Source organism: Gordonia cholesterolivorans, from assembly GCF_039531975.1.
In the GTDB taxonomy this organism is placed as follows: domain Bacteria; phylum Actinomycetota; class Actinomycetes; order Mycobacteriales; family Mycobacteriaceae; genus Gordonia; species Gordonia sihwensis.
This window is the reverse complement of the sequence record NZ_BAAARB010000007.1, coordinates 48,251-59,675: the sequence shown is the minus strand read 5'-3', so window position 1 is coordinate 59,675 and position 11,425 is coordinate 48,251. Positions and strand designations below refer to the sequence as shown.

The 11,425-nt window shown below is 67.8% G+C and carries 11 protein-coding genes and 1 tRNA gene; 6 read left to right on the top strand and 6 right to left on the bottom strand.

The features are described 5' to 3' along the window. Positions 1-11: 11 nt before the first annotated feature. The 4 genes from ABFX36_RS08450 to ABFX36_RS08435 all read right to left on the bottom strand — a co-directional run bounded on the left by ABFX36_RS08450 (position 12) and on the right by ABFX36_RS08435 (position 3,843). Positions 12-719, bottom strand: a complete 708-nt coding sequence (locus ABFX36_RS08450; protein WP_346075912.1) for a DsbA family oxidoreductase — start codon at positions 717-719, stop codon at positions 12-14. 69 nt (positions 720-788) lie between these two features. After that, positions 789-2,201, bottom strand: coding sequence for an MDR family MFS transporter (locus tag ABFX36_RS08445; protein ID WP_346075910.1), 1,413 nt, complete (start codon positions 2,199-2,201; stop codon positions 789-791). Between the two features lie 92 nt (positions 2,202-2,293). Then, positions 2,294-3,148: a 3-hydroxyacyl-CoA dehydrogenase gene (locus tag ABFX36_RS08440; protein ID WP_346075908.1), complete on the bottom strand. Its 855-nt coding sequence runs from the start codon at positions 3,146-3,148 to the stop codon at positions 2,294-2,296. Between the two features lie 2 nt (positions 3,149-3,150). Continuing rightward, positions 3,151-3,843 carry a TetR/AcrR family transcriptional regulator gene (locus ABFX36_RS08435; RefSeq protein WP_346075907.1) on the bottom strand — a complete coding sequence of 231 codons (693 nt, stop codon included), beginning with the start codon at positions 3,841-3,843 and terminating at the stop codon, positions 3,151-3,153. Positions 3,844-3,955: 112 nt separating this feature from the next. Between ABFX36_RS08435 and ABFX36_RS08430 the strand changes: the two genes are divergently transcribed. Then, a tRNA-Leu gene (locus ABFX36_RS08430) sits at positions 3,956-4,028 on the top strand. A gap of 144 nt (positions 4,029-4,172) precedes the next feature. On the opposite strand, the gene ABFX36_RS08425 is transcribed toward ABFX36_RS08430, so the two are convergent. Continuing rightward, positions 4,173-5,318 (bottom strand): lactonase family protein, encoded by a 1,146-nt coding sequence (locus tag ABFX36_RS08425; protein WP_346075905.1) that lies wholly within the window; start codon positions 5,316-5,318, stop codon positions 4,173-4,175. 99 nt (positions 5,319-5,417) lie between these two features. On the opposite strand from ABFX36_RS08425, the gene ABFX36_RS08420 reads away from it, so the two are divergent. Together ABFX36_RS08420 and ABFX36_RS08415 are read left to right on the top strand one after the other, a co-directional pair. Beyond that, entirely contained in the window at positions 5,418-7,016 is a 1,599-nt protein-coding gene (locus ABFX36_RS08420) for an FUSC family protein (protein ID WP_346075903.1), read from the top strand. A gap of 43 nt (positions 7,017-7,059) precedes the next feature. Further along, a complete protein-coding gene (locus tag ABFX36_RS08415) occupies positions 7,060-7,662 on the top strand; it encodes a DUF998 domain-containing protein (protein ID WP_222111288.1) in 603 nt (200 codons plus the stop codon). A gap of 33 nt (positions 7,663-7,695) precedes the next feature. Here ABFX36_RS08415 and ABFX36_RS08410 read toward each other — a convergent pair whose 3' ends face one another. Next, positions 7,696-8,964, bottom strand: a complete 1,269-nt coding sequence (locus ABFX36_RS08410; RefSeq protein WP_346075900.1) for a competence/damage-inducible protein A — start codon at positions 8,962-8,964, stop codon at positions 7,696-7,698. A 102-nt stretch (positions 8,965-9,066) separates the two neighbouring features. Here ABFX36_RS08410 and ABFX36_RS08405 point away from each other — a divergent pair, with 102 nt between their 5' ends. From ABFX36_RS08405 to ABFX36_RS08395, 3 genes are all read left to right on the top strand, one after another. After that, positions 9,067-9,858 carry a hypothetical protein gene (locus ABFX36_RS08405; RefSeq protein WP_346075898.1) on the top strand — a complete coding sequence of 264 codons (792 nt, stop codon included), beginning with the start codon at positions 9,067-9,069 and terminating at the stop codon, positions 9,856-9,858. A 96-nt stretch (positions 9,859-9,954) separates the two neighbouring features. Then, positions 9,955-10,485 (top strand): DinB family protein, encoded by a 531-nt coding sequence (locus ABFX36_RS08400; protein ID WP_006897535.1) that lies wholly within the window; start codon positions 9,955-9,957, stop codon positions 10,483-10,485. 53 nt (positions 10,486-10,538) lie between these two features. Next, the gene (locus ABFX36_RS08395) at positions 10,539-11,390 is read left to right on the top strand and encodes a patatin-like phospholipase family protein (RefSeq protein ID WP_006897536.1); all 852 of its coding nucleotides are present in this window, start codon (positions 10,539-10,541) and stop codon (positions 11,388-11,390) included. Positions 11,391-11,425: the final 35 nt, after the last annotated feature.

Here is an 11,425-nt window from a genome sequence, read left to right as displayed (position 1 = left end):
CACAGACCAGATCAGTCCTGTGGGACGGCACAACCCTCGGGACCGCAGGCGTCGCCGTCGGCGAGCACCGTCGGAGCAGGACGGTCGTCCCATGCCCTGTTGAGGACTTGGGTGAACAATTCCGCCGGCTGCGCCCCGGACACCGCGTACTTGCGGTCGAAGACGTAGAACGGCACTCCGTTGACGCCGAACTCCTGCGCCTGCCGTTCGTCGGCGCGGACCAGGTCTGCGTATCGGTGCTCGTCGGAGAGAACCTCTCGCACACTCGTCTCGTCGAAACCGGCACCGACTGCGACCCGGACGAGGCGCTCGGTGTCGCCGAACAACGGCTCGCTCTCCGCGAAATTGGCCAGGTACAGCGCGTCCAGCATCGCCTCCTGCCGATCCAGTTCCTTCGCCCAGTGAAGGAGCCGGTGCATATCGAAGGAGTTGCCGTAGTCGCGCCCGTCGGTGACGTACTCCAGCCCGGCCTCCTTCGCCGCGTCGCCGAGCCGTCGCTCGCCTTCCGCGGCCTGCTCCAGGGTGCGCCCGTACTTCTCCGCCAGATGCTGCACTACGTCGCCCGAGGTTCCCGCGGGCACCGTCGGGTCCAGTTCGAACGAGCGGTGCACCACCTGCACCTGCTCGGCGTGGTCGAACTCGGCCAACGCGTCGTTGAATCGCTTCTTTCCCAGATAGCAGAAGGGACAGTTGACGTCGGTCCAGATCTCGACCTGCATGAGCGCGCCTCCAAGAATTGATGTCGTCTCGGTCCAACACCAGCGCCGGCGTCGATGTTCCTTCGTGCCTCAGGCCCGGACACCTTCGCGCCGGACGTTGGACGCCGGCACCGAGGCCCGGCCCGGGAGCAGCAGCGCCAGCACACCGCCCGCGACCGCCAGGCCGGTGGCCCACCAGAACGAGTAGCGGAACCCGATGGTCATGGTGGCGCCGGCGGTCAGGACGACGGCGATCACCGCCGTCCCGAATGAGCCGCCGACCTGCTGGAACGACCGCGTGACGACACTGATGTCGTTGCGTTCCGAACCGTCGGCCCCCACGAAGCCCGCCGCCATCAGCGGACTCAGCAGTGTTCCCAGCCCCAGACCGCGAACGAAGAGCGCGACCATCAGCCACACCAGATTCGTCGAGGCGTCCGCGAGCGCGAACGGGACGGTGGCCACGGCGACGATGCCGAAGCCCGCAACAGCGATCCAGCGAGCCCCGATGCGATCGGTCAGTGCACCGGCGAGGGACCGAGACATCAGGGCACCCACTCCCTGCGGAATGAGGACGAGGGCGGCCATGAGCACCGACTCGTCACGTTCGCTCTGCAGATACAACGGCAGCGCGAGCATCGCACCGAACGAGACCACGCTGAAGAAGAACAGCCCGATCGACGACGCCGACACCGCGCGCCGGGCCAGCACCCGCACGTCGACGAGCGTGGCTCCCGTGGCGTGAGCGGAGCGGAACGCAAAGACGGCCAGGAGCACGACACCGGCGAGCATCGGGAGCAGGACGTCGGTTCGCATCACACCGCGGTGGGTGTTCGAGAGGCCGAGGAGCACTCCGACCAGACCGGGTGCGAGCAGGCACAGGCCGATCACGTCGAGACGGGCGCGGTCGGAGTCGGGCGCACGGTCGTCCGGGATCCGGTGCGAGAGCGCCAGCGCGACCAGACAGACCGGGACGTTCACCACGAAGAGCCACTGCCAGTCGAGCCAGTGCAGGATCACGCCGCCGATCACCGGACCCAGAATCGGGCCGAGCGCCGTCGGCAGACTCACCAGTGCCACGAGCCGGCCCATCGCGCGACCACCGCCTGCCGCCACCAGAATCGACGTCATCAGCGGGAACAACAGCCCACCGCCGAACCCCTGGAGCACACGGAAGACGATGAGCGCGTGGATGTTCCATGCGACTGCACAGAGAACAGACCCGAGCAGGAAGAGCACGATGCCCGTCCGCCAGGCGATCCGTGAACCGAACCTCGTCGACGCCCAACCGGCGAGCGGCACCGCCACCGCCAGCGCCAGCAGGTAGCCGGTGCTGACCCACTGCACCATGTCGACGGTGGTGTGCAGGGCCGTGGTGAGGCGATCGAACGCGATCGTCACGATCGTCGTATCGAGGATCGGGGCGATCAGTCCGGCTATCACCGCGATCGCCACCCGCTTGGCCTCCGGCGAGATCGCAGCTGCTGAAGTATCGTCCGCCATTCGTCCGCTCCTCACCGGCTCGCGCACATCCGATCACATTCACGGTAGAGCAGACGCCACCGTGGCAAGCGACGCGAGCCGGTGCGGACCTGTCACCGGTACTTGTAGAAGCCTTCGCCCGCCGCGATCCCCAGCTTGCCCTTGTCGATGTAGTTCTCCTTGAGCCAGGCGGCCAGCTGCTGGGCGTGCTCATCACCGTTGGCCATGATGTTGTACGGCGTGTTCAAACCGATCACGTCGTACATCTGGAACGGCCCGATCGGTGCTCCGGTTGCGATCCGCCAGGTGTTGTCGACGTCCTTGGGTTCGGCGTAGTCGCCCGCCGCCAGTTCGAGCGCCGCGTTGAGGAAGGGAACGAGCAGTGAGTTGAGCACATAGCCGGCCTTCTCCTTGTGGATGGGGATGGCCACCATGCCGATCTCGCCCGCGAACTCGACGATCGTGTCGAAGACAGTCGCCGAGGTCTGTGCGGTGCCCATCACCTCGGCGGTGTTGAACTGCCACACGCGGTTGGCGAAGTGCAATGCCAGGAACCGGTCCGGGCGGTCGGTGGACCCCACGATGTCGCTGGGCAGCAAGGTCGACGAGTTGGTCGCGAAGATGGTCTTCTCCGGCGCCACGGCGGACAGCTTCTGATAGATGTCGCGTTTGAGGTCGAGTACCTCGGGAACGGCTTCGATCACCAGATCGGCGTCGGCGACGGCCTCTGCCAGATCCGAGGAGTACGCCAGCTCGGCCAGGGCGGCCTCGGCCTTCCCGTCCGCGGCGCCCGGCACCTCGTTCTTGTAAGTCTCGACCAGTCCGGCGAACCGCTCCTTCGCCTTGGCGAGGGCGTCGTCGTCGATGTCGTAAGCGGTGACCTCGAACCCGCTGTAGGCCGACTGGAACGCGATCTGCGATCCCAGCACGCCCGTTCCCAGTACCACTACCTTCTTGATGTCGGACATTGTCAGTTCCTCTCATCGTGATCGGCTAAGAATCCATCGACGATCTGCCGGAGTTGCCTGCGCAGATCGGCGGGGTCGGAGGGGGCGTCGGACTCGGGGTCGTCGAGTGTCGCGGCGCTGCGCGCGACGTCGAGGTGGACCGCGGCGAAGACCGAGCGGCCGGCGGCGCGCACCGCGTCCGCGGATGTGACGACGCCCCGTCGGCGCGCCTCCGCGGCGAGCACGTCCGCCAGCGCCGCCTCGGTCTGTCGAACCAGGCCGACGCCCTCTGCTCGATATCGTTCGGATCGGGTTCCGAAGACCAACTCCCGCTGGTAGGCGGCCGCATTCTCCGGCCGCACGGCGGCGCTCCGGAGTATGGGCGCGACCACCGCGAGCAGCGCGTCGACCACGTCGTCCGACTCGGCGGAACGTTCGACGCCGGACTCCAGTGATCGACGGAACTGCTCGTTGTAGACCATCAGCAGCAGTTCGACCTTCGACGACGCGTACCGGAACAGGGTCCCGGCGGCGACGTCGGCACGTTCGGAGATCTCGCGCGTGGTGACGGCGTCGTATCCCTTCTCGGCGAACAGTTCCGTCGCCGCGCGGAAGATGCGGTCGCGCTTCTGACGCATATTGCGGTCGCGGCGCCCGCCGGCAGCCGTCTCGTTCTCGACCACCTGCCACCTCCCGCAATCGTCGATCACGCTCATTAATGAGCGTACTCCGTTTCTGCGGCAGGCGCCACGGTTGAAGTCCGGTTCCACCGGTTCGGCGGAGACCGGCAGACACCCGGCCTCCGGCGGCCTGGCATGCTTGTCACGCGCCCCCATAGCCCAACGGCAGAGGCATCGGACTTAAAATCCGCTCAGTCCGGGTTCGAATCCCGGTGGGGGCACCCGATATTCGCGGTCACATCCGCAGTTGCAGAGATCAGTACGCACACCTCCGGCCGACCGAACGACAACGTCGGCGCAGGCTGTCGCCTGCCCCGACGTCGCGTCCACGGTCCACCGCGACCGTGGTCACCGGCCGGGGGTGACTACCGGCCGGGGGCCATTGTGATGATCTTTCCGTCGGAGATCAGCGTTCCAGTTCGCACATAGGTGGAGCGGTCGTGGCGCAGCGTGCCGTTGGGCATCACGAAGAACCGCTGCATGATGCACTCGTTGCCGCGCGCCATGTCCTGGCCGAGTGTCCACAGCACCTTGCCGCTCGGCGAGAGCGTGGAGGACTCGGGCATCGGCCCGAGCGGGCTGGTGCCGGTCTGCGCATTCGGCAGCGCGCGGAGTGTGCCGTTCGAATTGATCGCGAACACGCTGATGAACGTCGACGCCAGATTCGGGACGTACATGAATCGGCCGTCGGGAGTCACGCTGGCCACATGCGGGAACAGACCCGTCGGCATCGGAGCCTGCCCGGTCGGCACCAGTCGCCCGTCACCCAGGATGTTGTAGCCGGACACGCTGTTGCCGGTCTCGTTCATGATGTACACGTGCCGGCCATTGGGCGTGATGACCGGGAAGATCGGGCCCGACTGCGTCGGCACGCGCTGCCGCACCGGGGTGAGGGTGCGGTCCGCCTTGATGTCGAAGCGGAGCAACTCGTGGCGCAGGTAGCTGCCGACGATGAGATGGCGGGTGTTCGGCGTCACCATCACCGTCGTGAGACCGTCGAGCGGCTGCCCCACCGGAACCCGCCGGCCCAACGGCCGCGCCGAGCCGTCGTCCGTCATGCGGTACGGCTGAATCGTGGCGTTGGCGACGCCCATCGTGAGATAGAAGTTCTTACTGTCCGGAGTGAACTCGAGACCGACCGGAATGTCCGGTAGCGGCGTCTCCTGCCGCAGGTGCAGTCGGCCGACGTTGTCGATGTCGTAGTTGCGCAGGACCGCGGGCACACCGGATGCGACGAGCAGATGCCTGCCGTCGGGCGACGCTGTCTTCGGCCACGAGCCCATTCCCGCGACGGGGTTGCCGCCGATCTTGCGCACCGGCCCGTGGTCGGTGACCCGGTAGCCCACGGTCGGCGAACTCAGGAAGCCGTGCGTGTACAGGTTGTACGGCTTCGACCCGGAGACGCCGCCCGACGGGGGCGGATCGGCCATCGACGGCCCCGCGGCGCTTCCGCTCCCGACGAGGGATGCGGCGGCGACGCACAGTGCGACGAGTGCTACACGGATTCTCATGAACGTCAATTTAGGGCCGTATGAGAGTTGCCGACTGTTCGATTTCTTGGACACTCCCGCCGCGTCATCGGCTCGAACGTTCGACTAACGTCGAACGGTGTGAATGAGAACGGTCCCGTACGCTCCCCCGCACTGCGTCGCGTGACCCGCGGGTTACTGGGCCTCTTCGCGGTGCAGCACATCCCGGGCACCATCCGGCCGGCACTCGTCAAGGCCGCGATCACCGCGACGACAGTCCTGATCTGCTGTGCGCTCTTCGGCCCTGAACTCGGCATCTTCGGGATGCTCGGCGCCTTCGTCACGTTCTGGGAGACCGATCGCCCGCTGTGGCCCCGGGTGCGCAACACCCTTCTGGTCACGGCGCTGATCGTGGGATCCATGTCCTTCGGTGTGGCGATCGCGCCGCACCGCTGGGCCTTCGTTCCGGCGGCGGTACTCATCGTGGTGGTCTTCTCGATGCTGTACAACACCTTCATGCTCGGCCGGGGACCGTCACCGGTGCTGCCGATGTACGCGGGCATCGTCGGCGCGTTCTTCGGTGTCGACCAGCACCTCGGCTGGAGTCTGGTCGGTCTCACCGCACTGGCCGGAACCATCACGGCGGCATTGCTCACCGTCCCCCTCCTGTTCGAGCCGCACGGGCCTGAGGAGCGTGCGGTGGCGCGAGCGAAGGCAGCGGTGGCCGCGTACGTCGGTCTGCCCGACGACGTCCCGGACGAGATGCGCCGCCAGATCCGGAACACCGCCTTCGCGGCGTGCGACAGCGCCCTCGTCACTCTCCGATCAGCATGGCCGGCGACCCGCAACGCACGGCACCACGAACTCGCGGACACGCTGTACGAGGCGCAGTCAGCGTTGTACTCACAGATGCTGACCCGTCTCGGGGAGGACCCGACGCTGCGCGACGACGTCCCCCGCGCCGCGCTCGTCGAACGCAGGCCCGCCACTGCGTACCTCGCCTCCCACGCGTTGCACTGGACCTCGGTGGAGTGGTTCACGTCATGGCGAATGGGCTTCGTCGCCGCCCTCGGCGGACTGGTAGCGCTCAGCACCGGCGCCGGACACCCGTACTGGGCGATCCTCACCGGCGTCATCATCCTGAACCAGTGGTCCGACCGCGCGACGTCGATCCGGCGAGCCGGTCAACGCACCGTCGGGACCATGATCGGCGTCGGTGCGACGTACCTGCTCTCGCTGCTGCACCCGAACGAGTGGTGGTCGATCGTGATCGTTCTGGCGTGCATGACCGGCATGTACGCGCTGCTCGCGCTGAACTACGCGATCGCGCTCATCTTCATCACGCCGATGGCACTGGTGATGGTCGAGTCGGTCACCGGTGCCGGAGCCGAACTCGTGTCCGCCGACCGCTTCCTCGACACCATCGTCGGCGCGCTCGCCGCGCTCGTCGTCACCTGGCTCACCTCGTACCGGTTCCCGAGGAAGCTCGCGCTGACCCAGTCGCGGCGAACCGCCCGAGCCATCGACGCCGTCGACGCCGTCAACCGTGCCGGCCGGGCCTTCGAGCCCGACGGTCATCGCGCGCGCGTGGCTCTCCACTACGAGCTGTCACAGCAGCTCGCCGTCGTCGAACGAGCGGTCAACGACGATCCGCAGCTAGCCGATCTGCGCGCATCGGAACACGCGTTGTCCGAGCGCGGATACCGTGCGCTCGCGCGGTCGTGGCAACCGACCGTCTGAGATTCGGCGAGCGGCGTCGGCTCCGACGCGCAAGAATGCAGAGATGAGTTCCGTACTGGCCGTCATCTCGGTGATTCTGTGGCTTGCGCGCCTCGGCATGTTCGCCGGGCTGCACATGGTTGCGAGCCCCTACAACGCGATCGAGCACGCGGTCAGCGATTACGCCGTCGGTCCCACCAAGCGACTCTCCGCCGCGATGACCTGGACCACCGCCCTGGGCTGGCTCACTCTCGCAGGCGCGGTGTGGTGGGGCCTGACCGACTGGCCCGACCGCGGTCTGACGGTCGTCCTCCTGCTGATTCTCACGGCGATCTTCACTGTGCTTCCGCTGGTCCCGACCGACGTCGAAGGCCAGACGATCACGCGTATCGGCATCGTCCACTACGTCCTGGCGATCGCCTGGTTCGCCATCGCGTACTCGCTCACCGGGAACTTCTCCCGCTGGATGACCGACGCGGTCGGCGGCAGCCTGGCGGTCGCCGGACAGGTCCTTCACATCGTCACGCTCGTCGCCCTGATCGCGGCGATCGCGGCGTTGGTCATCACACCCCTGCGTCGCAGACTCTTCGGCACGGCCGAGCGGGTCTTCCTGGTCGCCGTCACGCTGTTCTACCTTCTGGTCGCGATCGCCCTGTTGGGTGCGTGACTGGGCCGGTTCCGGCCGCGGTTCTCGTCGGCGCTACTCGCGCAGTGCGCCGGCCACCATGTGCAGCGCCGCGGAGGTGGCGAGCCGCCGCACCGCACCGCGGTCGCCTGGGAACTTCCGCGTGACGGTGACGGTCGGGCGACCGTCGATCGCCAGGCCGAAGCACACCGTCCCGACCGGCTTTCCGGGACGTTCTCCGCCGGGCCCGGCGATTCCGGTGGTGGAGACGGCGATGTCGGAGCGCAGGACGCGCCTCGCGCCCTCGGCCATCGCAGCGGCGACGGGTTCGCTCACCGCCCCGAGCTCGGCGATGAGGTCTTCGGGGACGCCGAGCACGCCCGACTTCACGTCGTTCGCGTACGAGACCACGCCGCCGAGCATGTAGGCCGAGGATCCCGCACGGTCGGTGAGCGCCGCCGCCACCATTCCGCCGGTGCACGACTCGGCCGTACCGATGGTGCGTGACCCGAGCAGCCGCGCGAGAACCTCGTTGATCGGCTCGCCGTCGGTCGAGAACACGCGGTCGCCGTGCCTGGTCAGGATGAGTTCTTCCAGATCCCGATACGATTGCGCGGCACTGCATTCGAAGCGGGTGACGATCTCGAGTTCGCCGCCTCGCATGCACGTGGTGATCTCGAGCTCGTCGAAGCCTTCGACCACTCCCTCGGCGCGTCGCAACGACACCGCCAGGTCCGCCTCCGACAGCCCGTACGCGAGGATCGTGTGCTGGTCGTACGAGTCGCGCCCGGCGATCGCGTCCTCGACGGCGGAGGTCGCGAGGGCTGCCGGCCACATCCCGTGCACCTCGTGCGGCGGGCCGGGCAGGACCAGGATCGCCGGAACGTCGTCGGTGGCGGCCACCGCCACACCCGGCGCGGTGCCGACAGGCGCAATCGCCTCCGCGCCCGCCGGGATCAGCGCCTGCTTGTCGATCGCCGCCACCACTGCGTCGGGGAGCACGTCGTCGTACTTGCGCCAGCCGCGGATCACCGACTCGATGGTCTGTCGCATCACCGGATCGGCGACGAGGTCGCGGCCGGTGAAATCCGCGACCGCGGCCACGGTGAGATCGTCGGCGGTGGGTCCGAGCCCGCCGGTGGTGACGATCAGATCGACGCGCTCATCGGAGAGGAATCGGAGTTGCGCGGCGAGATCGCGCGGGCGGTCGCCGCAGACGGTGATGTGCGCGACGTCGACTCCGATCTCCAGGAGTCGCTGCGAGACCCACGGACCGTTCCGGTCGGTGATTCGGCCGCTGAGGACTTCGGTGCCGGTGACGACGATTCCTGCGCGAATGCTCACACAGACGAGGTTACGTCGCGAGTGCACACCCGGCCATGAACCCGGCTTCCCGGACCAGCACGCCGTTGCGATGACTCGGTTCGTCTCGTTTACGGTTGGCACATGCGCGGTTCGACTCTTCTGGGCACCTTCGCGAGGGTTCTCGGCTTCTCCCTCCTCGCCGGCATCGTGTTCCCTGTCTTCATCATCGTCTACCTGGTGGTCCCGAGCCCGCCGCTGTGGATGCTGATCGTCGGCGTCATCGGGCTGGTCGACGTCGTCGTCATCGCGACCTTCATCGCCCTCAAGCTCCACAGGTCGCATCCTCCGGTCCAAGAGCTCGACGAGCCCGGGGTCCCCGGCATCGGCACCATCGCGCACGTCGCCGACACCGCCACCGAGATCGGCGGCCACCGAGTGATGGCCTTTCGACTGGAGATCCGCGGGCCGCGGATCGACGAGTTCACCACCGAACTCAAGACCGTGGTACCGACCGCTTCGGTGGGCTCGCTCGGCCGCGGGCTGGTCGGCGTGACTGTCGGCGCCGACGGCCGGGTCGTGATCGACTGGCACGCCACCGCGCTGTACACGGGTGCGGTGCCGGCCCGGTTCGTCTCGGAGGACGACGGTCGCACCCACGACCTCACGGGACAGGCTGAACCTCTGCTGCGGATCGTCGACGCGCTCAGCAGACACGGCGTCGCACTCGGCCCCACGCTCGACATCCGGAGCCATCCCGAGGTCCGCTCCGAGATCCAGACGATTCTCACCGAGCACGAGGCGTCTCGACCCGCGACCGCCGACGGCCGGTCGACTTCGCAGCGACTCGACGAACTCGCCGGGCTGCTCGACGGCGGGCGGATCTCGCGCGAGGAACACGATCGGCTGCGCCTGAAGATCCTCGACGGTCTCTGACGCGGTGAGCGCGGATCGAACCGCCGGCCTCGGGCGCCACGCGGACGGAGGTCGGAGGCCGCGCCTCTCCGGCCTCGGTGGACTTAGTCTGATTTCATGACTTTCGAGCCAGACGGCAAGGATTGGACCTGGGTGACGAGGCAGCGATGCCCCGCGTGCGGATTCGATCCCGCCACCGTCCGGCGGGAGGACGTCGCCGACCGGATCGCCGCGTCGATCACCGGATGGAACACCGTTCTGGCTCGTGCCGACGTGCGCGTGCGGCCCGACGACCACACGTGGTCGGCGCTCGAGTACGCCTGTCACGTCCGCGACGTCGGAAGCGTGATGACCGAACGCCTCGACGAGATGCTGCGCACGCAGCCGGTCTGCTTCGATGACTGGGATCAGGACGCCGCGGCGGTGGAAGCCGACTACGGGTCGCAGAGTCCCGACGCGGTGAGCAGCCAACTCACCGCGGCGGTGGCGGGCTTCGCCGAGATGTACCGGCTCGTGCGAGAGGACGATTGGTCGCGCGAGGGACTGCGCGGAGACGGCACCGTGTTCACGGTGGAGACCTTCGCGATGTACGTCCTGCACGAACTCGAACACCACCGCACCGACGTCGGGCTTCCCGCGCGCGAGTGATCGCACCCACTCCCGTGCCGCCCGACCTATCGTGGAGTCGAGGAGGTGGGGCGATGACCACGGGTTTCGTACTGTCCGGCGGCGCGAACCTCGGGGCGATGCAGATCGGTATGCTCCGCGCTCTCGCCGAACGGGAGGTGCAGCCCGATTTCCTGGTCGGTACCTCGGTGGGTGCGTTGAACGCGGCGTACGTGGCGGGCCGAGGGTTCGGTCCACGCGTCGTCGACGAACTCGGCGACATCTGGCGCGGCTTGCACACGTGGCAACTGTTCCCGCCCAGTCCACGGCACATCGTCAGCGGTCTCCTCGGGCATCAGCCCGCGCTCTTCGGCGACCAGGGACTGCGCAACCTGACCGACCGGTATCTCGACTTCGAGCAGATGGACGACGCGGCCATTCGGCTGACAGTGGTCGCGACCGACCTGCTGACCGGCGACGAGGTGAACATCGATCACGGCCCCGTGGCCGAGGCAGTCCTGGCCAGCACCGCGATCCCCGGACTGCTTCCACCCGTCGAGTGGAACGGCCGGCTGCTGATCGACGGCGGCGTCGCCGACAACACCGCGATCTCGCAGGCGCTCTCCGCACGGGCGGACACCGTCTACGTCCTTCCCTGCGGGTATCCGTGCGCGTTGACCGAACCTCCCACGGGTGTGGCGGGAACGCTGATCCACACGATGACCCTTCTCATCCACAAGCGGCTGATTCGGGACATCCGGGAGTACACCGGCGACGCGGAGCTGATCGTGCTGCCGCCGCCGTGCCCACTCGACATCGGCCCGATGGACTTCTCGCGCGGCGACGAGTTGATCGTCCGCGGCTACGAGTCGGCCGTCGACGCTCTCCGGGTCGACGGCGGCCGCCGCGCGTCTCCCGCGGACCACATCGACATGCATTGGCACTGAACGGACCTCGCGCCTGCACACCGGTCGCCCGGCCC